General features: G+C 70.8%; 18 protein-coding genes and 1 pseudogene. 1 reads left to right on the plus strand and 18 read right to left on the minus strand.

The features are described 5' to 3' along the window. From idi to C1I93_RS02230, 9 genes and pseudogenes are all read right to left on the minus strand, one after another. The gene (gene idi / locus C1I93_RS32215) at positions 1-573 is read right to left on the minus strand and encodes an isopentenyl-diphosphate Delta-isomerase (RefSeq protein WP_223256395.1); all 573 of its coding nucleotides are present in this window, start codon (positions 571-573) and stop codon (positions 1-3) included. 57 nt (positions 574-630) lie between these two features. Next, a pseudogene (locus tag C1I93_RS32220) lies at positions 631-2,031 on the minus strand (nitrosuccinate lyase); the annotation flags it as partial. After that, positions 2,028-4,022: an FAD/NAD(P)-binding protein gene (locus C1I93_RS02200; RefSeq protein WP_111241503.1), complete on the minus strand. Its 1,995-nt coding sequence runs from the start codon at positions 4,020-4,022 to the stop codon at positions 2,028-2,030. The gene C1I93_RS02200 and the pseudogene C1I93_RS32220, both read right to left, overlap by 4 nt. A gap of 122 nt (positions 4,023-4,144) precedes the next feature. Next, positions 4,145-5,053, minus strand: a complete 909-nt coding sequence (locus C1I93_RS02205; protein WP_111241504.1) for an aromatic prenyltransferase — start codon at positions 5,051-5,053, stop codon at positions 4,145-4,147. A gap of 33 nt (positions 5,054-5,086) precedes the next feature. Further along, on the minus strand, positions 5,087-6,232 hold the full coding sequence (locus tag C1I93_RS02210; RefSeq protein ID WP_111241505.1) for a DegT/DnrJ/EryC1/StrS family aminotransferase: 1,146 nt from the start codon (positions 6,230-6,232) through the stop codon (positions 5,087-5,089). Next, positions 6,229-6,798, minus strand: a complete 570-nt coding sequence (locus C1I93_RS02215; RefSeq protein ID WP_111241506.1) for a cupin domain-containing protein — start codon at positions 6,796-6,798, stop codon at positions 6,229-6,231. Before C1I93_RS02215 ends, C1I93_RS02210 begins: the two co-directional genes overlap by 4 nt. Continuing rightward, positions 6,795-7,880, minus strand: coding sequence for a type III polyketide synthase (locus tag C1I93_RS02220; RefSeq protein WP_275938108.1), 1,086 nt, complete (start codon positions 7,878-7,880; stop codon positions 6,795-6,797). Before C1I93_RS02220 ends, C1I93_RS02215 begins: the two co-directional genes overlap by 4 nt. A gap of 400 nt (positions 7,881-8,280) precedes the next feature. Then, positions 8,281-10,686 carry a glycosyl hydrolase family 95 catalytic domain-containing protein gene (locus tag C1I93_RS02225; protein WP_223256391.1) on the minus strand — a complete coding sequence of 802 codons (2,406 nt, stop codon included), beginning with the start codon at positions 10,684-10,686 and terminating at the stop codon, positions 8,281-8,283. A gap of 317 nt (positions 10,687-11,003) precedes the next feature. After that, positions 11,004-11,375, minus strand: coding sequence for an ArsR/SmtB family transcription factor (locus C1I93_RS02230; protein ID WP_111241526.1), 372 nt, complete (start codon positions 11,373-11,375; stop codon positions 11,004-11,006). A 97-nt stretch (positions 11,376-11,472) separates the two neighbouring features. Here C1I93_RS02230 and C1I93_RS31110 point away from each other — a divergent pair, with 97 nt between their 5' ends. Further along, positions 11,473-11,850, plus strand: a complete 378-nt coding sequence (locus tag C1I93_RS31110) for a hypothetical protein (RefSeq protein ID WP_146603405.1) — start codon at positions 11,473-11,475, stop codon at positions 11,848-11,850. 85 nt (positions 11,851-11,935) lie between these two features. On the opposite strand, the gene C1I93_RS02235 is transcribed toward C1I93_RS31110, so the two are convergent. The 9 genes from C1I93_RS02235 to C1I93_RS02275 form a co-directional block, all read right to left on the minus strand. Continuing rightward, positions 11,936-14,977 (minus strand): helix-turn-helix transcriptional regulator, encoded by a 3,042-nt coding sequence (locus C1I93_RS02235; RefSeq protein ID WP_111241507.1) that lies wholly within the window; start codon positions 14,975-14,977, stop codon positions 11,936-11,938. A 31-nt stretch (positions 14,978-15,008) separates the two neighbouring features. Then, the gene (locus tag C1I93_RS02240) at positions 15,009-15,377 is read right to left on the minus strand and encodes a holo-ACP synthase (RefSeq protein ID WP_111241508.1); all 369 of its coding nucleotides are present in this window, start codon (positions 15,375-15,377) and stop codon (positions 15,009-15,011) included. After that, positions 15,361-16,593, minus strand: a complete 1,233-nt coding sequence (locus C1I93_RS02245; RefSeq protein ID WP_111241509.1) for an acyl-CoA dehydrogenase family protein — start codon at positions 16,591-16,593, stop codon at positions 15,361-15,363. The genes C1I93_RS02240 and C1I93_RS02245 overlap by 17 nt, the downstream gene beginning before the upstream one ends. Beyond that, positions 16,586-17,188: an acyl-CoA dehydrogenase family protein gene (locus C1I93_RS02250; RefSeq protein WP_111241510.1), complete on the minus strand. Its 603-nt coding sequence runs from the start codon at positions 17,186-17,188 to the stop codon at positions 16,586-16,588. Before C1I93_RS02250 ends, C1I93_RS02245 begins: the two co-directional genes overlap by 8 nt. Continuing rightward, positions 17,185-18,033 (minus strand): hypothetical protein, encoded by an 849-nt coding sequence (locus C1I93_RS02255; RefSeq protein WP_111241527.1) that lies wholly within the window; start codon positions 18,031-18,033, stop codon positions 17,185-17,187. Before C1I93_RS02255 ends, C1I93_RS02250 begins: the two co-directional genes overlap by 4 nt. Positions 18,034-18,072: 39 nt before the next feature. After that, complete coding sequence (locus C1I93_RS02260) at positions 18,073-18,330, minus strand: acyl carrier protein (RefSeq protein WP_111241511.1); 258 nt, start codon at positions 18,328-18,330, stop codon at positions 18,073-18,075. A gap of 97 nt (positions 18,331-18,427) precedes the next feature. Beyond that, positions 18,428-19,780, minus strand: coding sequence for a type III PLP-dependent enzyme (locus C1I93_RS02265; RefSeq protein ID WP_111241512.1), 1,353 nt, complete (start codon positions 19,778-19,780; stop codon positions 18,428-18,430). After that, on the minus strand, positions 19,773-21,167 hold the full coding sequence (locus tag C1I93_RS02270; RefSeq protein WP_111241513.1) for a preATP grasp domain-containing protein: 1,395 nt from the start codon (positions 21,165-21,167) through the stop codon (positions 19,773-19,775). The genes C1I93_RS02265 and C1I93_RS02270 overlap by 8 nt, the downstream gene beginning before the upstream one ends. Before the next feature lie 2 nt (positions 21,168-21,169). After that, a complete protein-coding gene (locus tag C1I93_RS02275) occupies positions 21,170-22,138 on the minus strand; it encodes a 3-oxoacyl-[acyl-carrier-protein] synthase III C-terminal domain-containing protein (protein WP_111241514.1) in 969 nt (322 codons plus the stop codon). Between the last annotated feature and the right edge of the window lie 212 nt (positions 22,139-22,350).

Consider the following 22,350-nt stretch of genomic DNA (forward strand, 5'->3'; position numbering starts at 1 on the left):
CTACGGGAGGGCGAGGGCGGCAGCCTCCGGCAGGCGGTCGGCGGACTCGGCAGCCGCCGCCAGTACGCCGGGCAGCCACGGTGCGTACCCGTCCGGATGGTCGGCCAGTTCCCCGCGCAGCCGGTCCGGCGCCAACCAGCGGACGCCGGCCACCTCAGCCGGATTCAGGGCCAGCCGGCAGTCCGATGACACCCGGCCGAGCAGCACGTGGTCGTACTCGTCCTCGACCCGCCCGGTCTCCGGGTCCTCGGCCCGGTACCGGTACACCCCGGCCGGATGCAGCGTGGTCAGTCGTACCCCGAGCTCCTCGACCAGCCGCTCGGTGGCCGCATCGGACACGCTCTGTCCGGGTGCCGGATGGCCACAGCAGGCGTTGGCCCAGCGCAGGGCGAACCGCGTCTTCTCCGCGGCGCGCTGCTGAATCAACACGCGACCGAGGTCATCGATCAGCAGCACCGAGAATGCCCGGTGCGTCCGGCCGGGCGCGGTATGGGCCTCGGCGACCGTGCAGGAGCCGGTGGCGTTACCGGCAGTGTCCACGAGTTCCACCAGTTGCGATTCGCGAGCGAGCACGCCGTCGGTCCCCCGCTTCTCGACAGCACCGCGGTGGCTGTCGGCGCCGAGTTCCCGATCCACCAGGATGCCCGCGGCACCCACGTAACTCTCCGGCACCAGTAGTCGCTTGATGTCGCCGTCCGTCAGCTGCTCGGCCACCTCCGGCACGGCAGCCAGGACGTCCGCCAGCGAGCGGCCGGTCTGATCCGCCTCGATGGACGCCTGGCTGAGCAGTTCCTTCGCGCGGGCCTTGCCGAGCATCGGGGCCAGCACGATCGACACCCGTTCGGAGACGACCTGGCTGCCGGTCAGTGCGAGATTGTCCCGCATCCGTTCGGGCCGGACGATCAGGCCCTCGGCCAGTTCCACAGCGGTGTGCGCCGCACCTCCGGCCAGCCGCAGGCACTCACGCAGCAGTTGCCACTCGGCGTGCCAGGTGCCCGCCGACCGTTCGTCCTCAGACACCAGGCACTGCACGACGCCTGCGGAGAGGACCGGCACCTGGAGCGCGGCGGTACGCAACATGGTGGCGAGCACCGGATTGCGTTTGTGCGGCATGGCCGAGGAGGCACCCCGCCCTGCCACCGTGGGTTCGGCGACCTCACCGACCTCGGTCCTGGTCAGCACCTGCACGTCGACAGCCAGTTTGCCCAGGGCGCCGGTGACGAAGGCCAGCACCGCGGCGAGATCGGCCATCGGGGTCCGCAGCGCGTGCCACGGCAACGGCGGACGAGCCAGGCCGGTCTCGGCCGAGTAGGCGTCCAGGAGGCGATCCACGTAGTCGTCCGGCGCGGGTCCGTCAGCGCTGTTCTCGGCGAACTCCAGGTAGCCGGCGAGGGTTCCCGCGGCCCCACCCAACGACACCGGCAGGCCGCCGTCGAGCACTGCGGCGACCCGGTCCCGCGCGTCCAGCAGCAGCCGGCGCCAGCCGGCCGCTTTCAGCCCGAAAGTGGTGGGAACCGCGTGCAGAGCGAGGGTACGCCCCGCCATGACGGTGTCCCGGTGCCGGCCGGCCAGGACCGCCAGCGCGGCGGCGGCCCGGTCGAGATCGGCGTGGATCAGCCTCAGCGTCCGGGCGGCGACCAGCATCGCCCCGGTATCGAAGATGTCCTGGCTGGTGGAGCCGTGATGGACGTACATGGCGGCCTCTGGTGCCTCGGCCGTGACCACGCGGGTGAGCGCACGAACCAGGCCGACCACCGGGTTCGCGGTTTCCCGTGCGGCCACTGCCAACTCGCGTACGTCCAGTCGGTCGGCCTGGGCGGCGCGGGTGATGCCGGCCGCCGCTGCGGCGGGCAGCAGCCCGACCGTGGCCTGCGCCCGGGCGAGGGCCGCTTCGGCGTCCAGCATCGCCTGCAGCCAGGCGACGTCGGAGGTGGCCGCCTCGGCGGGCGTACCGGCGCGGACCGGGGAGAGCAACCCGGCGTCCGGCCCGTACCCACCTTCCGCGACGTGCTGCGGAATCGACTCCGTCATGCGTTCACCTCGATGCAATCGGTTGGTAGCACACCTACACCGTCTGTCGCGGTCCCGCCGCGCGCAGCGCCTCCGACCAGTGCGAGCACGGCGCGGGCGATAGCGTCCGAGTCGGCGAACGTGACGGAGTTGACACCTGGACGGGGCCCGGCGGCGGTCACCCAGTGCACCGCCTCGGTGGGCACACCATAGGCGAACCGGCGCGGGTGAACACGCCCTGCCGCGTCCAGGATCTGGTAGGGCTGCTCGGTGACAGCCAATCCCGTCGTCTCGTATCCGGTGCCGTCGGCGCACCTGATCCGATAGCTGGTGGCCTGACCACTCCCGAGCAGGTCCGCCAGCAGTGGATCGGCGCAGCGTGCCAGATCCGGCGCGGGCAGCCGCGCCTCGATCAGGGCCGTGGCCGACACCGGTGGGCCCGGCACCAGGTCGGAGTTGACTGTGAACACCTCGACGTCGGGATCCTTCCCGGAAGGTGCGCGCAGCCGGATCTCGGGGCCGAGCACGTCCACCACGCCCGCCACGATCAGTGCGCTCAGCTCCTCGATCCGGGAGGCCGGCGGTCCGATGGACAGAAAGGCGTTCAGCGGTGTGTACCAACCCTGGAGGTCATCCCGGTAGGAGTTGCCCTCCAACCTGCCGTGGTCGACGGCCAGACGAATCTCGTTTCGCAGATCACGCAGCACGTCAAGCGCGGCCTTCACCGGGCTGTCGACGTTACCGGCACGTGCCTGACGTACGTCCTCGGCCAGGTGGTCGAGCAGCCACGCGCGGAACTCGGCGGGGCCGGTGAACACCTGACCCCGGTACGGTCGGGCGATCGTCTTCCAGTCCCACCTGTCGGCCGGAGCGATGTCGACCTCGGTCAACAGGCGAGCCTCGGCGACAGGCCCCTGCGCGGTGAGGTAACGCGGTACGAACTGTTCGCGATCCGACCCGCGTCCCCGCGCCGACAGCAGGGTGCCGTAATAGACGCTCTCCACCTCCTTGGCGATCAGCGGCCACAGGTCGGTGCGGAAGCACAAACCGCCGGTCGCCACGCTGCGCCGGTGCAGCCGGGCGACGGTCTCGGTGGTGAGCAGCCGCGGTTCGTGCCGGCCGCTCGTCCCCTTCTGGTTCTCCCCTCGGGCGTGGTACGGCACACCGCGCCGGGAGCCGGCCACGATGCGCGGCTCACGGCCGGACGGCCGGTAGCGCAACACCTCACCACTGCGCTCGAAGACACCGCCGCGCCCCGCGGTGAGCAGGGCCACCACGTCGAAGAAGGTGAGCCCGAGCCCTCGGACGAACACCGTCTCGCCCGGCTCGATCACCGACAGGTCGACATCGGCGGGATTCACCGGCGCGATGTAGGTCAGGCCACGCGTGGCCGCCGCGCCCGCCAACGCGCGTTCCTCCTGGGTGGGCGCGGCCGGCAGGTGGCCCAGGGACAGCACCACGGCGTGCAGACCGGTCAGTACGCCGCCGTCCGACAGACGAACGCACTGCAGGCGCCCGGGCCCTGGTTCGTCGGACAACGCCACGGCGCTGGTGCGGTGCTCGACGACGGTGACGTGGTCGGGTGCGTCGGCGATCATCCGGCGGAAGGCGTCGGTCAGGTAGTCGCCGTAGAACGCGCGGGTGGGAAAGTCGTCCGGGCCGAGGCGCCGCGCCTCCGCCAGAGTCTCGGCCGAGAACCGGGCGGGTAGCTGCGGCCGATGCGCGTCCGAGGCGAGGCCGGTCGCCCACTCGTACAGGCTGGGTCCGGGTCGTACCGGGCCGTTCATCAGCACACTGTGGTCGGTGTAGATGCTGACCTGCGAGGCCACTGTGTTCATCAGCAGGTGCCGCGACTGCCCGGTCCGCCAGACCCGGCCCGGGCCTGGCGGGTACGGGTCCACGAGGTGCACGGTGACCGCCTCGTGGGCCGGGGAATCGTGCTCGTTGGCGGACAACCGTTCGAGGACGGAAAGCCCGCGGGGTCCTGCCCCGATGAGACAGACATTCAGCACGGCTCTCCTTCACGGGGCTCGACCGCTCCCTTGCACACCGGCACGAGCAGCGCAGACGTGAAACGGGCACACCGGCTGGGCCGCTGCGGTTGAGGTGCAGCGGCCAGCGAGACGCGTGTGGATCAGGCGAGCTCCGCGCCCGCGTCGGGCGACGACTCCAGGTTGACCATGTGCGGCCGATACCGGTAGTACGACTGGAGCTTGTAGTACTCCTCGCCTGTCGACGTCACGGCGGCGTGGACCATCTTGGGGTCGTCGACGCCGTACCTGACGTTGCGCACGAAGTGCGTGATCCTGGGGCCGAGCCGGGCGGGAAGAGCCAGCGGGTCGGGCGTCATCACGCTGAACGCGAGCCGGACGACCTGCGCCGAATCCCAGCTCAACGTCGCGTAGATGCCGAAGGCGTGCGCGCAGAACCGCAGCATCTGCTCGCTCGGGTCGGTCAGCCCGATCTCCCGGTGCATCGCCAGGAGGTTGTCCCGCTGAAGGCATTCCTCCGGTAGCTCGCCGAAGTACACGTTCAGCGTCCTGCGGTCGTAGTCGATACCGACCAGACCGATCCGGTCGTCCAGGCCGTGGCGGGCGAAGTATTCCGCGTTACCGGCCAAGGCGGCCGGCATCGACGGTGCGTCGATGAGCCGGGCGAGCGACTGGAAATCGCCCTGCGGAAAGAAGGCCCAGATCTTCTTGAACCCACCGACAACCCCGAAGTCGATGCCGTAGCTGTCGATCGGGCACCGCTTGGCGATGTCGGCGAGCAGCGAATCGATGGGGTGGCCGGTCTCGGTGACGAAGTTCTCCGCCACGGCGACGCCGTACGGATCGGCGTCTGCCGGCAGTGAGATCCGGCAGTCGAGCTCCCCCTCGTGCCGGGCGTCGGTGGCCACCCGAAAAGCGATCATGGCATTGGGGACGGCGTCCCCGTACGCGGTCAGCACCGGCCAGACCTGGTCCCGCGAGAAGGGTGCGCCGATCAGTCTCGCGGAATCCTCGATGGCGGAGCTGAGCTCCTCGAGGTCGTTGCGCGACATGCTTTCCTCCCGTGTTGATCTCGGCATGGCGGGTCAGGCGACGCGCGGACGCGCATGGTCACGGACCGCACGGCGCAGGGCGCTCGCCACCCGTTCCACCTGGTTCGTCGTGAGCTCGGCGTGCATGGGGATCGCCAGGTTGCGGTGGAAGAGATCAGCCGAGACCGGGCAGGACTGCTTCGTCTCGTACACCGGTTGCAGGTGGCATGCCCAGGTGCCATGTCCACAGCCGATCCCCTGAGCACGAAGGTCGGCGGCGACCGCCGACCGGTCCACGGCCGGGTCCAGCGTCACCACGTAGGACTGCCAGGCATGGGTACGATCCGCCGGCACGTGCGGCAGCGTCACGAGTTCTTCATCGGCGAGCAGCTCGCCGTAGCGTGCCGCGACGTGGTGGCGCCGCTGCAACAGCTCGCCGGTCCGGCCCAGTTGCACCCGCAGGATCGCGGCGGCGATGTCGGAGAGTTTGTAGTTGTAGCCGATGTCGGTGAAGACCGGGATCGGCAGGCCGACGACCTTCGCCTGCTCGAAGATGCTCCCGATGCCGAACGAGGACATCAGCCGCACGTGTGCCGCCAGCGCGGGATCGGCGGCCAGGAACGCTCCGCCCTCGCCGCTGGTGGCCCCCTTGCGTCCGTGGAAGGACAGGCAGGCCACCGGAGCCAGGGCTCCCGCCTCGCGGCCACGGTACGTGGCCCCGACCGCGCAGGCGGCATCCTCCACGAGGAACAGTCCGTGTCGGTCCGCCAACGACTGCAACTCCGCGTAGTCGGCGGGCAGGCCAACGGTGTCCACCGCCAGCAGCCCCACGGTTCGCGGCCCGATCAGATCCGCCACGGCCTGCGGGTCGACCGTACCGGTGTCGGCACGCACATCGGCGAAGATCGGTTCGGCACCGACGTACCGCACCGCGTGGGCCGGGGCCGGGAAGGTGTAATCGGCGACGATCACCTCGTCGCCCGGCTTGACACCGAGGGCGAGCAGGGCCAGGTGCAGCGCGGCGCCGCAGTTGCTGACTGCGACGGCGCCCGGCATGTCGTACCGCTGGGCAAGCTCCGCCTCCAGCGCCTTGCCCTGCGGTCCCTGGCCAGCGGGCCATCCGGAGGCGAAAACCTCCGCGACGGCGGCCAATTCCGATTCACCGAGGCTGGCGTGCACCAGCGGGACCTCATCGGTCATGGTCGCCTCCCGTTCGCGGCGGTCGGGGCCGGACCAGCGGGCGCAGCCTGCGGCGGTTCGAAGCGCAGCGGGGTGAGCTGGGTTACGTCGTACCTGTCGCGCAGTTGCTGCACGGCCTCGCGGTCCACCGGCCCGCCCGCCGAGAAGATCTCCGCGATCTCCTCGAAGTACCGCTCGTGGTCGGGCGACGGATAGCTCTGAAACAGCATGCGCACCGGCTGGTCGGTGGCGTTCCGGAACGCGTGCGGGCATCCGGGTGGGACGAACATGCAGCTGTTGGGGCCGACGCGCAGGACCCGATCGCCTTCGACGGAGGTCCAGTCGTGCCAGCTGTCCTCGGTCCGCTCGACCGGCTCGAACGCCATCAGGTCCAGTTCCCCGTCCAAGACGTAGAAGAACTCCTGTGACCGATGGTGAACGTGCGCCCCGACATCGAACCCGGGCGGCACGACGACCTCGAAACAGGAGATGGCCGAGCCGTCCGCCGCCGTGGCCTTGAAGGTGATCTCTTGCATTCTGGTGACCAGCCTTCGACCCTGCCCCGGTGGGACTACCAGTCCGCTCATGCGACCTGCTTCCTCGTCATCGGTTCGGTGTTCTTCGGTCGAATCGAGTCGGTGACCTTCGACGCGGCCCAGCGACCGAGCGCCATCTCCGCGGTGATGCCTGGTCCGAAACCCGCGATCAGGCCGGTGGCGCCGATTTTCGGCGGCTTCTCCTCGAACAGCCGCCGGAGCGCGTCGAGCACCACCGCGCTGGCGATGTTGCCGTACTCGGTGAGGGTGGCCCAGCTGTGCCGGAACATCTCCCGGTCGACGTCGAGGAATTTGGCGAGATCGTCGAGGATGCGCGGCCCGCCGGCGTGAATCACATAGAAGTCGAGGTCGCGGACATCCCATCCATGGCCCGCGGAGAGCTCGCGCAGGACAGGTGCGAGCGGTTCCATCGTGCCGGGCACCCGCCGGTCCAGCTGGAAGTGGAAGCCCGTTTCCCGCACGGCGTACGAGATCCAGTCCTCGGTGTTCGGGATGAGGTACGAGCCGTGGCGTTCCACCTCCACACCCACGCCACCGACGCCCCGCATGACGGCCGCCGCGACCGCGTCGCCGAACAACCCGTCCGACAACAGCGAGCCGATGTTGTCGTCAACCGGCTGGTAGCACAACGAACACAGCTCGCAGGAGACGATCAGCACGTTGGCCTCGGGGTGCGCCGCGCAGAAGTCGTATGCGCGGTTGATGGCCGCACCACCTGCCGCGCAACCCAGTTGCGCGATGGGAATCTGCCTGGTGTCGAACCGGAAGCCCATCGTGTTGATCAACCATGCGGTCAACGACGGCATCAGGAACCCGGTACAGGACACATAGATGATCGCATCGATATCGGCGGGCGCGACGCCGGCATTGACCAGGGCCCGATCGATGACCTCGGGGCACCGCTTCTTCGATTCGTACTCGTAGATCTGGTTGCGTTTCTCGAAGCCGGGGTGATTTATCGTCTCCTCGAGCGGGCGGACGATGTGCCTCTTCTGCACTCCGGTGTTCTGAATCAAGCGCAGCGCCAAGGGGAGCTGCGGCTTCCCGCCGTGGAGCCGCTCAGCGAGTCTGAGCGTCTCCTCAATCGTGATGACATTTTCCGGCACACTCACCGACGGCTTGCATAGCCTTGGCATATGAGGGATCCACTTCTATCGAGGTCGGCCCTTGGATGCTGTCGTTCCCGTCGCTGAGCGCTCCTCGCGGGATTCACTGACTGGAAAGTCGGCGGAACGGGACGAAGACGGCGCGCAACTGCGCGCCGTCTTCGACGGTGGTCAGACTGTGCGGTAGCCGGTCCGCGCCGACGCCCGCGAGGATCGATGCAGTCGGGTGTCCGATCGCGACAAGCCAGCTCCGCGCTGCGGAAAAACTGGATGAGGCCAGACCCGGAGCATCGGCGCGAGTGGCGCCACCAGCGGAAGCTGCACCCGAGTGCGCTGGGCCAGCAATACGAGGCTTAGGGCCGACTCAGGGTAGCGATGATATTTATACGTTCTTCACCGCTGATCGTCAAGTCAGGAACCGGTCTGTCGACCCACCGGTGGACAGGGCGACTGTCACCTGGACCTGCTGCCCGGCGATCAACGAGATCACCCGGGCAGGCGAGCCGAGCGGGGACGAGGCGACCGCAGCGGTGGTGGTGAGGGACGCGATCCCTCGCCGGCTGATGAGTGTGATCGCCTGGTCGACCGCCGAGGTGAGGGTCACCGTGGTGGTGCGGCCGGGCAGATCCCAGGCAAGGCTGTCGATCCGGACCTGGTTGCGGCCACGTACGCCGGTGATGGTGCCCTTGGCGAGTTGGTCGGGCACGGCGGGCAGCAGCTCGACGATGCCGGGCCTGGTGTAGATCAGCGCCTCGCTGAGCACGGCCGGCAGGGCGTTGGCCGCGTCGGCGTTGTAGGTCTCCAGGTTCGGGTTGTGCGACGTCATCAGGGAACGGAAGAGCATGTTGTTGCCAATGATCTTGCGAAGGTTGCGGTAGACACCGGTTCCGTCCTTCAGCCGGGCGCTGGCCAGCGCCCGGTGCAGGCTGCCGTGGGCCGAGATGTTCTCGTCGTCCCGGAGCGCCAGCGCCCGCAGCCCGGCGGTGACGAGCGCCGGTTGGTCCTCGGGGTTGATCTCGTGCAGCGGCCAGGCACCGTAGAGGTGGTGGACGTGCCGGTGGTCGTACCGATCCGGGTGGCCGGGCCAGGACCATTCGGCGAGCGCGCCGTCGCCGTTGATGGTGTCGGGCGGAAACTTCCTCAGCAGGGCGGTCCAGCGCGCCACACCCTGCCCGGGGCCCTGTTCGGCACCGAGCGCGTCGGCGGCGTCGATGGCCGCACGGAGGGCGTGCCTGCCGGCCTGGATGTCACCTGTGGCGTTGATCGCCAGCAGGACGTCCGTGTCGGCGGGCGAGTTCTCCATCGAGAACGACGGCACGAACACGACCTGGCCGGATGCGTCGGTACGGGTCAGGAAGTCCTCGTAGAACAGCGCCAGTTCCATGAGCGCGGGGCCCAACTTCTCCGCCAGGAACGTCCGGTCGCCGGTGACCTGGTAGTACTCCAGCAACGGGTAGAACAGCCAGTCGGCGCCGCCGGTCCAGCAGTGGCCGGGGAAGCCGGCGTCGAAGTGCAGCATGTGCCCGTACTCGCCGTCGGTGCGGGATGGGGCGAGAAAGCCGCGGGCACCGTACAGGTTGCGGGCGTTGGTCCGCCAGTGGTCGAGTTGGCCGAGCACCAGATCGACGTAGCCCTGCATGGCGTCGGTGAGGTCGAGGATGTTGCCGCCGGCCACCTGAAGGTTGACATTGGCGTCAGTGGTGAAGTCGTCGGCCCAGGCACCGTCCCAGGTGCCGGCCCAGATTCCGGTCAGTCGGGGCGGCAGCACCCCGCTGGAGCTGAGAAACAGGTAGCGGCCGCTGTCGTAGAGCCGCTCCAGCAACGCCAGGTCCACCGTCTCGCGATCGGCGTTCTGCCTCGCGATCAGCTCGGTTGTCGAGAGCTGACGGTCGGCGGCAGCGACGTTCAGGTCCAGCCGGGAGCGGTCGTACATCGCCGCGTGCTGAGCGACGTGCCGGGTACGCAGCGCACCGTAGTCCGCGCTCACCGCGGCCAGCGCCGCGTGCAGCCCTCTGGCGTCCCACGCGGTGGACGACTCGTACCTGTCGAGCTTGGTCAGCAGGACCAGCCTGGTCGCTGCGGCGACGACGATCGTCGACCCGTTCGCGGTCACCGTCCCACCGGTGGGCACGATCCGGGTGACGCCTTCGAAGCCGAACGCCCCCTGCCCGGGCGGGTAGGTGCCGCGCAGGTTCAGGTAGCCGGAGCCGTCGCTGACGGTGGCAAGGGTGCGGAAGCGGACCGAACTCGGGACGCCGGCCAGGGAGGTGTTGACGCTCAACGTCGCGTCGATCGACCGGCCGGAGGCGGGGGTCAACTCGTGCACGATGACCTTGTCGGCGCGGGAGGCGAAGGCCCGGCGGGTCCAGGTGCCGCTGCCGTCCGTCCAGGTGGACGTGACTTCGCCGGTGCGGAAGTCGGTGCGGCGGGCGTACCCGTCTGCGGTGGTCATGCCGGGGGTGCTGATCTGCAACTCGAAGCCAGGATGGTACGTCTGCGTCCAGCGCAGACTCCAGCCTGCGGCGAAGTCCGCGTTGGCGCCGTCGCAGTCTCCCGCCAACGCCTTGTCCCGCACTGCGTCCAACCGGCCGGAGATGACCGGCGGGGTCACGCCACGGCTGCCGTTGGGCAACACGAAGCGGTGATGATTGAAGATCACCTTTTCCCGTGTCGGCGTGCCGTAGAGGACGGCGCCGTACTCACCGTTGCCGGTCAGGAAGCCGTCAGTCCACACGGTCGCGGCGCTGGTGTCGTGGATCCCCCGCTCGGGCAGCGTGCCCCCCGACGCCGCCGCCGCGGGCAGATCAGCCATCCCGGTTCCTTGTCACGCACACGTCCGCGGCCATCGCCTGGCCTGGCCAGGCCAGGCCAAGCCAAGCCAAGCCAAGATCAGCAAGTCGAAACGATTCGACGAATCCTAACATCCGAGCGATGTTAGTCAATCTTCCATGCGCCCGATGCGGAGAGCCGGACCTCGGCGGCCGTACCCGGCGGGGTGTGCCGGCGTACGTTGGACAACAGGTTGGCCAGCAGCTGCCGCAGGCGCAGCTCGCCCGGTGGCGAGCCGTTGCGTCGGCGGACACGATGACTCCGCCGAGGCTCCCGGGATTCGGGTCAGGCGCGGTGCGGTCAGCGAGTCTTCTTCGTTGCTCGCTTGCGCGGTGGCGTCAACAGGTCGGCGATCGCGGCGATGGCGGACGGCACCAGGCGGTAGTACGCCCAGACGCCGCGCTTGTCCCGCTCCAGCAGGCCAGCCTCGGTGAGGATCCGCAGGTGATGACTCACGGTCGGCTGAGAAAGCCCCAGGGGCGCGGTGAGGTCACTGACCGACGCCTCTCCTTCCGGGGACGACTGGATCAGGCTGAGCAGCCGCAGCCGGGCCGGGTCGGCGATGGCCTTCAGCACTCCCGCGAGCCGCTCGGCATCGGCACGCTTGATCGGCTCGCCGGAAAGGGGCGAGATGACGGGCGTCGTAGTCTGCACAGTTCCCACGCCTTGCATCGTTGCAGCAATAACCGCGCCGGGCCGGCAAAACGAGGGCAGGATCACCAATCGATTTACGTGGCGGAGCGAACCGCGTCGCGCAACGACCGCCACCGTGACCGCACCACCGGGCAAAGGAACGCCAGGAGGGAGCAGTGGGGAAGCGCCGCTGCCCGGGCTCGGGCGATGGCCTGGGCCAGTTCGGTCGCGGTGCAGCGCGGGACAGACGCTGGCGGCGATCGCCGAGGCGGGTCTCGGGGTCGCCGTCTTCGGCGACACCGCCGACCTACGCGGCTTCGCCCTGCGCCGGCATCAACTCCTCGACGCCAGCGGCAGGCCCCTGAGCTTCGACCTGTACGCCGCGTGGATCCGCGACGGGGTCCCCAGCGACATCCGGAACTTCGCCGTGGAACTGGCGACGTCCTTCCGGCCACCCACCGGCCGGACCGCCCCGGTCCCGTCCCCCTCGACGGTGCCCGCTTCGGCCACCTGAACCGCGCGGATTCCTCAGATCCCTCGCCGTCGTCGTGCCGTCGTTCGCGGGACCGGCCGGCGGCGTGGTGCATGGCTCGGCGAGGTCAGAAGGACTGCGCCCGAGCCAGCCCGTCCAGGTGGAAGCAGCGCACCAGCGCGGCCCGGTTGGTGACGCCCAGCTTCGTGAACACATGGGACAGATGCATCTCCACGGTCTTCTGGGTGACGAACAGCCGGGCTGCCACCTGCCGGTTGGTCAGGCCCTCGCTGACCAACGTCGCCACCTGGGTCTCCCGTCGGGTCAGGGTCGAGGCCCCGCCCTGGCGGCGGGCCCGCCGACCGCCGGCCGAGCCGCCGGCCAGCAGCCGCCGCCGTTCGGTGTTCACCTGGCGGGCGAACAAGCCCGCTCCGCAGCGGCCGAAGATCTCCTCGGCCAGCCGAAACGTCGCACCGGCCTGATCCCGGTCACCGTTGGCCACCAGCGCTCTCGCGGCCACGACGTGCGCCTGCGCGGCCTCCAGCGGCATTCCGACCCGGGTGAGCGCCGCCGCGGCAGCCCCGGCTGCCACGGCCGCGGCGGTGGGATCCCGTAACGCCAGCACCCTGGCGTTCGCGGACGCGGCCAACGCAGTGCGGCCCGGCCGTCCGAGTCGTTCGGCCACCTCGTACGCGCGCTGCGCCCATTCGGCAGCCGCGTCCGGGTCACCCTCGGCCAGGCAGGCCCGGGTCAACAGTTCGTACCAGCCGACCTGTGTCCAGGGTTCGAGGTCGGGCACTCCGGCCGTCGCGGCCACGGCCAGGCAACCGGCGGCATCCCCCAGCGCGAGCCGCGTCTCGGCGTACGCGCTCAGCGCCAGCCTGCCCGGCCAACCGGAGACGGGCACGTCGAGGGTGCGGGGCGCCTCGGCCGGTCCGACCGGTTCGGCTCCGGTCCAGACGGTCAGCAGCTGGTCCATCGCCTCGGCCGCGGCGTGCAGCTCCCGGAACTGCGTGCTGGACGCCAGCCGCAGCGCCGCGGCGCAGTCGTCGGCCGCCTCCGCCAGCCGCCCGGCGTACCGGTGGGCCAGGATCCGGGCACCCAACAGGTGCAGCAGGGGAAAGTAACTCCCGGCCCCGGGAGAGACGTCGATGGCCCGGCTGAGGTGGTGCACGGCGTCGGCGAAGCGGTCCAGCAGGATCTCGCTCCAGCCCACCCAGAGGGCGCTTTCCGGCTGCGCACCGAGTTCGGCGTCCAGTGTGGCGTCGAGCAGCGCGGCGGCCCGGATGGTCTCGCCGCCGGCGACCCGATTCCCCCGCAGCTGGCTCGCGGCCGCGAGCAGGCCCAACGCATGCGCCCGGACCGCAGCCGGCGGGCCGGGGGCGCGGCGGGCGGCACCCAGCGCGGCTGCCGCCCACCGACGCGCCTGCCCGGTCTGGCCGCTTGTCAGTTCCACCGCGCTCAGCGCGAGCGCCAGTGCCGCCTGGTCCGCCGGCCGGGCGGCGTGCGGCGGCGTCAGACCGGTGCGCAGCAACGCGGCGGCCTCCTCGTGCCGGCCGAGTTGGCGTTCGAGCTGGGCACAGAGCAGGGTCGCCGCGGTGCGGTGCGCGGACGGCTGCTCGTCGAGCAGCCGCAGCGCCTCGTGCAGTACGGCCCGCGCGGCTCTCGGATGGCCGACCGCACCCAGTGCCCGGCCGAGCTGCACGGCGAGCGCTACCCGGTGCCCGGCGGGCTCCGCGGTGCCCGGCAGGAGCCTGATGGCGGTGCTGAGCCACCGGACGGCCGTGTGGGGGGCCCGGTCGAGCACTGCGGCGGCCGCCGCACCGAGCACCTCGACGGCGACGACGTCACCGGGCACCGCCAGCCGCAGCAGGTGCGGTGCCTGGGATTCGGGGTTGCTCCGGCGACGCCGCAGCTCCGCCAACGCACGGGCGTGCGCGGTCAGGCGCCAGCCGGCGTCGGTGGTGAGATACGCCGCGTGCTGGACCACCCGGTGCCGGAAGGCGAAACACCCGCTGCCGGCCACCGGCCGCAGCAGGTCGGCGGCGACGAGTTCGTCGATGGCCGCAGGTATCCGTTCGGTGGCGATCCCCGACACCTCGGCCAGCAGACCGGTGTCGACCGGCTCGGGTCCGAGTACCGCTGCGGCCGAGGCCACCAGATTGGCCGGCCGGGACAGCAGTTCGAGTTCGGCGGCCAACGCGGCGTCCACCTCCGCTGGGAGCGCTCCCAGCTCCAGTCGTTCGCTCGTCGTGCCGGGTAGCGGCACCGCGGCCAGCAACACCGACAGGTACTGCGGGTTGCCCCCGGACAGCTCATGCAGCACTGTGCGCTGGTTGGCCGAGAGCGGCAGATCGCTCAGTGCGTCGACGTGGTCCCGGGCGAGCGGCGCGACCTCGATCCGGGTCACCTGCCCGGCGGTGTCCAGTGCCAGGCGCAGCCGGGCCGGTGACTGGCGACGACGGTGCGCCATGACCAGCAGCAGCGGCGTACGTGGGGGTGCGTCGAGCAGGTGGCAGAGCAGGTCGACGGTGGCCCGGTCGCTGTTGTGCACATCGTCCAACATGATCAACAGTGGCCGTTCGGCCGCCAGCGTCTCCAGCAACAGCCGTACGGCACGCAGTTGCCGGGCGCTCACCGGCACGCCGGCCGGGGCCAGTGATCGGGCGCCCGCCAGGCGCAGCGACGGGAAGAGCGCATTGAGCAACTGCGCGTGATCGGACCGGAGTTCGGCCAGGCGTGCCTGGGACACCCCGGGCAGGTACGGGTCCAGCGCGTCGATGATCGCCGCCATCGGCACGTCCGAACCGGGTACCGGAGCCCGGCCGGCGAGCACCTGCACCCCGTGTTCCCGCGCCACCAGGGCCATCTGGTCGAGCAGCCTGCTCTTACCGATCCCCGGCTCACCCGCCACTTCGACGATCCGCCCCGCACCGCCGAGCAGAGCGGTCACGGCCGCCGCCAGGGCCTCGCTCTCCCTCTCCCGACCCACCAGCGGCCGGCGCTGGCCGTCGATGACCGCCGGCGGGCTGGACGGACGGGACGGCAGCTCCCACCCTGCCGGTCGGGACAGCTCCGCTCTTCGATGGTGCGGGGGGCCGGAGCTGATCAGGGATCGGGTCAATTCGTGCTCCTCGGGGCGGTACGGGGGGATTGCGGTGCTGGTCACCAGCGGAGGTCGCCGAACGGGCGGTGCCGGGTCACCATCCGGCGGCGACCACGGCGACCAGGTCCCGCTTGTGGGTGACCGAGACGGTCACGTGGGTGATCGAGGCCGACCGTGCTGCCTGGGCCGCGCTGCCCCGCAACGTGACGTTGGGCGACCCGTCGGGGTGGCGCAGCAACGCGATGTCCCGGGGCGTGACCCCCTCGAACAGGCCGGCGCCCAGGACCTTGAGCACCGCTTCCTTCGCGGCGAACCGCCCCGCCAGGTACTCCCGGCGCCGGCTGTCGCCCAGCGTCTCGGCATGGGCCAGTTCCTCGGCGGCGAAGACATAGCGCACGAACCAGCCCCGGCCCAGCAGCCGGTCCAGTTCGTCCAGGGCGACGAGGTCAATGCCGAGCCGCACCGTCGACCGCCCGCTGTGCCGCCGGCTGCAAGGCCGTCCTGCTCCGCAGCAGGCTCTGGAAGGCCGCCATGGTGTGCAGGTTCGTCGTCCCCTCCATCAGTTCGAACGCCCGCACGTCGCGGTAGGTCTTCTCCAGCCAGGGATGCTCGATCAGGCTGGCGGGACCGAGGAGTTCGGCCACCAGCCGGGTGGCGTCCTCGGCGACGCGCGCCGCCCGCGCCTTGACCGCGCCGATGCCGGCCACGTCGACGACACCGGCATCGACCGCGGCGGCCACCGCGTACGTCCGGTGCCGGACCGCGGCGATGCGGTCCAGCACGCCGTCGAGTCGGTGGCGGTCCTGCCGGGGCAGCGTCGCGCGGTGCGTACGCAGGTAGTCGCAGGCGGCCTGGGCGCAGCCGAGCGCCATCGCCGCGATGCCCGGACGGAACCGGTAGAGGATGTACGTGGCGCCGTAGAGCCCGCGCCGGCTGGGCGAGCGATCTGCGCCGAGTAGGTCCTCGGGGGCCACCGCGACGTCCTGGAAGCGCAGCCGGCTGATCCGCGCGCCACGCAGGCCGACGGTGGGCAGCAGTTCGCCGCTGAAGCCCGGCGCGCTGGTGTCCAACAGCACCGCCTCGATGCCCCACGGCCCGGGTGCGCGGCGGCAGAACACCACACCGAGCTGGGCGCGTGCGCCGTTGCCGATGTAGCACTTCGCCCCGTTGAGCAGCCAGCCGCCGCCCGGTGCCGGGGTCAGCGTCGTCTCCAGTTCCAGGGCGGCGGAGCCCTTGGCCGGCTCGGTCAGGGCGAAGAAGGTGTGGGTGGGAGCGGCAGCCAGCCGGCCGAAGTAGCGCTGCCGTTGCTGCTCGTCGGCGAGCGCCTGGACCACTCCGCCGGAGAGCGACGGCCCGGGGGAAGCCAGGATCACGTTCGGATCGCCGTACGCCACCTGCTCGGTGGCGACGACCTGGCCGAGGACGGTGCTGCTCGCCGCCACCAGCGGCGCCGGGAACTCCCCCGCCGACCGGTACTGCGGCGGCAGCATCCCCTGGACCGGAAACCGCACCTGCGGCTCGTGGAGGAACTCGGTGATGGCGTCGGGATCCCGGTCCAGCCGCTGCCCGATCACGCGTAACCGGCCGGTCATCGCCGCGCAGTAGTCGGCCAGTTCCCGGGTGCGCTCGTCGAGCAGGTCCGTCCCGGCGGACGGGGCGGCCTCGCGAAGCTCAGTCATCGGCGTACTCCGTGTCGGGATGCAGGTAGACGTTGCCCAGCACCTCGGCGAGGTGCAGGTCACCGGCGGGTCCGTCGGCGAGGAAGCCACTGGCGCCCAGCAACCGCAGCAGGTCCCGGCCGATGTCGACCAGGCGCAGGTGGCAGCGCCACCGGGCGTCCCGGTCGGCGTGCCGATGCGCCTCGGGAACGGCCGCGTCCTCGGCCAGCCGCAGCGCGACGTCGGCCAACTGGCCGGCGACGAGCTGCTTGGCCAGCAGTGTGGTGTCCCCCGAGGTGCGTCCTTCCAGGTGCCGCAGCGCGTGGGCGATGGTGGCGTCGAGCAGTTCGCGGTGCGCCGTCAACAGGGCCGCCGCGAAGCGGTCGGCGGCTGGCCCTTCGCCGAACGCGGACTCGGGGGTGGCCTCGGCGACGGCGAGGCCGAACCGGGTCAGCGGTCCGGGCGGCGCGTCGGGCAGCGTCACGGTGGAGGCGAGCACATGGCCGGTGGGAGACGCGACCAGCCGGCCGGGTGCCGCCCGGCTGTGCAGCGCGTCCAGGACGAGCGGGTACGGCGTGCTCGCCGGTGGCGGCGACGCGGAGGGTGCGGGGTTCACAGTCGGGCCTTCCTGATCTCGGGCACGTCGGCGTTCGACAGGACGGCGACTTGGCTGCGGCCGGTCCGTGGATCGGTGTCACAGAGGACGAGGCTGGCGTATTGGGTGGCCCATTCCTCGTGGTGACGCACCAGGTCCAGCCAGACGCTCGTGCAGTAGCCGCCGGGCTGGCACCGGTGCACCGGCAGGTCGAGACCGCCGAGCTGATCGTCCGTCGGCCACGGACCGGCGACCAGCAGCGCCGGCCCGGGCGGCAGGGCCGGACGCTGGCCGGCCAGCAGTTCACCCAGCGGTACGTCCGAGCCTGCCGCCCGGCTGGCGATGAGGCGGTAGCCGGTGTCCGTGCCGGTGTCGAAGTAGAGCAGGACGGCGCTGTCCAGCAGGGGGGTGTCGTGCACCAACGGATCCCGGTACGGCAGCGTGGTCTGCTCGCAGACGAACAGGGCCAGGCTGGCCGCCTTGCCGGACCGGGCGTACGCGTCGGCGATCCGCAACGCGGTGAACGGCGCCCGCAGGCCGTTCTCCGAGACGGCGAAGCTGCGGCTGCCGCCGCCGAACAGCGCGTTGAGCCGTGTGGTGACGGTCTTCAGCGGATAGCGGTCGGGCAGGCCGTAGGCCAGGATCAACAGGTCGGGGGTGCCGAACGGGCTGGGACAGCGGTCCATCAGCTCCTCGGCCAGCTCGCGGAACCCGATGTTGCGGGACTGCTTCATCAGGTCCTCGTCGACCTCGATGCCGTACGGCGCGAGCAGATCCCGCTGGTAGGCCAGCAGCGCCTCGTCGCGTTCGTACGCGTTGCCGTCGGGACGTACGAGGGCTGCCGCGCCGCGCAGGGTCAGGGACATGGCCACGTCCTCCGTGATGGGGGGCGGTGGGCGTGGCGGTCAGGAACTCACCTTCCGGGCCCGCTCCAGGAAGTCCGTCAGGGTGCCCACCGTGCGGAAGTCGTCCATGTTCAGGTTCTCGGGGTCCACCTCGATGCCGATGTTGTCCTCAAGGGCCATGAGCAGTTCGAGGATGGCGGTGGAATCCAGGTGCATGTCCTCGAAGAGCCGGGTGCCCTCGGACAGCGGGCCGAAGTCACGCATCAGCACCTCGGCCAGCGCGGCCTGGATCTTCTCGACGATCTCGTGGCGTTCCATCTGATCTTCCTCTCGAAATTCCCGGTCCGCGGACCGGGTGACACGGGGGTGGACTGCTCGGGCCGGCGGTGGCGGCACCGACGGCGGCGGGCGGGGGTCAGGGTGCCGCCGGCCCGGCGGGCACCGGCACCCCGGGCGCTGGTGCGGCGGGCGCTGGTGCGGCGGGAACGACGAGATGCTGCGGCCGGAGCAGATCCTCGACGGTGTCCGCCCGGCGGACCAGGTGCGCCTCGCCGTCGAGCACGAGCACCTCCGCGGGATGGCCGTGGCTGAGGAAGAGCACCGGCGAGGCGCTCGGCCCGTACGCGCCGGAGCGCTCGACACCGATCAGGTCACCCGGGCGGACCTCGGGCAGCGGCACCTTCTTGCCGATCACGTCGTTGGGTGTGCAGAGCGGCCCGGTGACCGTGTAGTCGCGCGCGGCTGGTTCGGCGGGTCGGCTCAGCGACCGGATGGGGAAGTTCCGCTTGACGAAACTGCCGATGCCGACCGCCGCCATGTGGTGGTTGGTGCCGCCGTCGGCGACGACGAACCACTCGCCGCGCGACGCCTTGACGTAACGCGCGCGGACCACGTAGGTCCCCGCCCAGCCGACCAGGTAGCGGCCCAGCTCGGTGATGATCCGAGTGTCCGGGTGCGTGCCGCGGAATCGCGCCACGGCGGAGTTGACGCCGTCGGCCACCGCCGCGATGTCCAGCGACGACTCGTTGTCGAAGTAGGGGACGCCGAAGCCGCCACCGACGTCGACGAGGTCCAGCCGCAGGTCCAGCGCGGCGGCGAGGTCCGCCGCCGCGGTGAGCACACTGTGGGTGTTGTGCGCGATGTCCGCGGCGTCGAGGATGCGCGTGCCCATGTAGGCGTGCAGGCCGATCACCCGTACCTGGCGCAGCGCCCGCAGGGTCGGCCCGGCGTCGGCGACCAGTTCCTGGTCGATGCCGAACTGCCGGGGTTTGCCCCCCATGGCCAGCCGGGAGCCCTTGGTGACGAAGGCCGGGTTGACCCGCAGCACGACCCGCACCGGCTCGCTCGTGGCGCGGCGCAGCGTACCCGCCATCGCGTCGACGGTGACCACCTCGTCGAGCGACTCGCAGACGATCGCACCGATGCCCTGCTCGATGCAGGCGGCCAACTCCGCCGTCGACTTGCCCGGCCCGAGGAAGATGACGTCGCCGGCCGGCACCCCGGCTCGGCGGGCGGTCACCAGTTCGGCCAGGGACGACACCTCGGCGCCGGCGCCGAGGGAGTGCAGCAACGAACAGATGCTGATGTTGGGGTTGGCCTTCAGCGAGTAGTAGATCTCGACCGACGCGTCGAGCAGACCGCGCAACTGCTGGTACGTCTCGCGGATGACCTCGCCGTCGTAGAGATACAGCGGGGTGCCGTACCGGTCGGCCAGTTCGGCGACGGGTACGCCCTGGACGGTGTGGCAGTCGATGGCCGGCTCAGTCATGGCTCTCCTCCGGAACGGACAGGGTGGTCACGGTTGCCCGCACCGCGCGGTCGAGGTCGCGGAGCCGGTCGCGGTCCACGGCCACCAGCAGGGCGTACAGCCGGCCGTCGAACGACTCCGGCGGGCCACCGGCGCCGACCGGCAGCAGCGCGTCGGCGTTGACGGTGGCGAAGCAGGTGACCAGCACCCGCTCCGTGGCCCGGTCGCCTGCCACCGTGGCCAGTGCCCGCCGTACGGCGTCGAACTCCAGCGGCGCGGCGAGCCGCAGGGGGTAGTGCCGGGCCTGTGCGACGGTCCCGGGCGGCTGGCACAGCTCGGTGACCCCGCCCTGGTAGGTGGACATGTTCAGCCGCGCGTTGATCTCCAGCACCGGGTAGACCGTCTCGTCGACGCCGACGATGGCGTCCACCCCCACCACGCCGTGGTAGCCGTCGGCGTACAGCCGGGTGGCGACCTCACCGGCGGCGTACTCGATCTGCCGGTACTGCTCGGCGCTCAACTCGGCCGGCATGAGGTGGCCCTGGTGCACGCCCTGCGCGGTGAGCGCCTGCTTGACGAAGTCGAGCCCGGAGCGCCCGTCCCGGGCAATGGTGATCTGGTAGTTGAGGTCGCATCGTTTGGGCAGCCACTCCTCGACGACCACGTGGATCCGGTCGTCCCCGGTACGGGCGGCCCGGCGGTCCACCATGCGCAGCAACTGCGCCGCCCGGGTGGGGTTCTCCAGCACCAGCAGTCCCTTGCCGGAGACGCCGTAGGCATCCTTGACGACGAGTGGTTCCCCCGACTCCAGCCGGTGCCGGTAGCGGGTCAGCACCTCGGTCAGCTCCTGCCGGGTCTCGCAGCAGGTGCCGGGCACCGGTCGCAGGCCGGCGGCCTCGGCCAACCGCCGGCCGTAGATCTTGCTGTTGACCCGCTCGACCACGGTGGCCGCCGGGGTGGCCAGTGCCAGGCCGCAGCGTCGGGCCAACTTCTCCTCGTCCACGGTGGTGCCCATCGGCAGCAGGTGGGCACCGGCCGCGCCGAGCCGGCGGAGCCGATCGAGCAGCAGCGGCGAATCCATGGCGTTCGCCGTGGTGGAGCGCTCGGGACGGCAGTTCTCGGGCACCAGCACGGTGGGTAACGCCAGGCCCTGGTGCGTCAGGTAGTCCCGGTAGGCAGGGTCGAGTGGGCGGCTGAGCACAATGGTGTCATCCGCCCCGGCGAGCAGCGCGCCAAGCTCCTCCATGGCGGCGACGAGGGGGCGGGTGGCGCCCGCCGGCGGTGCGGGCAGCCCCACGTGGCCACGGGCCCACTGGGCCTCGGCCTCGAAGTTGCACAGCAGCACCAGCGGCGTGTCCGCCGAGCCCGTCAGGGCGCGCTTCAGCCGGCGCAGGTATCGGGTGGACATGCTCAACTCCCTGCGCATTCGACGACCATTGCGGAGTAGGTGGCGCCCAGGCCGACGGCGGTGACCAGGTAGCGGCCCCCGGCGACCAGCGCGCCCCGGCTGGCGAGCGTCGCCAGGTTGAGGAAGGGGTCCGAACAGGAGCAGTGCGAGTACTCGCCGACGTTGTCCAGGAAGACCCGGTCCCGGTCCAGCCCGAGGGTGGCGCAGATGGTGACCCAGGAGGAGATGTTCACGTTGTGCGGGATGACCATGGTGAGGTCGGCCAACTCCAGCTCGGCGGCGGCCAACGCCTCCCGGATCACCTCGACCAGGTAGGTGTGGTAGGTGCTGCCGAAGCGGTGCAGTGCCGCTCCGGCGAGCTGGTATCCGTCGAAGAACTCGCCCACCGTGCGGGCCGCGTACGACAGCACCCGGGTGCCCGCACCACCCAGCCCGACCAGGCAGGCGGAGGACGCCTCGCCGATGATCGAGGTGTTCCAGAGCACCTGGATCGCCCGGGTGAACGGCTGCTCGCCGGTGAGCACCAGGGCGAGGGCGTCCGGATCGTCGGCGGCGCGCAACAGTTCGCCGGCGACCTCGATGGCGAGCAGGCCGCTGGCGCAGGCGTGCTGGGTCACCGCGAACGCCTCGGCGTCGGGGAGGCCGAGCCGTTCCCGCAGCGCGTCCGCCGCGACCAGGGTGGTCGGGGTGAGGTCCTGCGCGGTGTGCGCGAAGATCAGGTATCGGATCCGGTCACGGTCACCGACCTCTGCCAGCAGGGCCTCGGCCGGCGGGCAGACGAGGTCGAGAAGCCCGAGGTCGGGATCGATGCGCAGCCGGTCCAGCCCGCGGATGCGGCGGAACAACCGGGTCTGGTAGCGATTGAGCCCCAGCCCCGCCGCGATCTCCTCCACGGTGACCGAGCGCTCCGGCGCGTACGCCTCCACGCGGCGCAGCACGACGTCGGACCGGGTCGGCGCCAGCGAGGTCATGGGGCATCCCTTCCGGTCATTTTTGATCGTCAGACGCCACTACGTTAAAAGTCGATCACAGGGCTAGCAATGGGGTAATCCCCAGGATCTCGAAAACCGGTAAATCGGGCAGGCGAAAAGACGAACAGGCTCGATATTCATCCAGAGCAGACAATTCACTCGCTTTGTCGACCATTCATCGCCAAACCAACGGCAATCCATACCGAACGGGA

Origin of the sequence: Micromonospora endophytica, from assembly GCF_003236305.1 — a bacterium.
Lineage (GTDB): Bacteria > Actinomycetota > Actinomycetes > Mycobacteriales > Micromonosporaceae > Micromonospora > Micromonospora endophytica.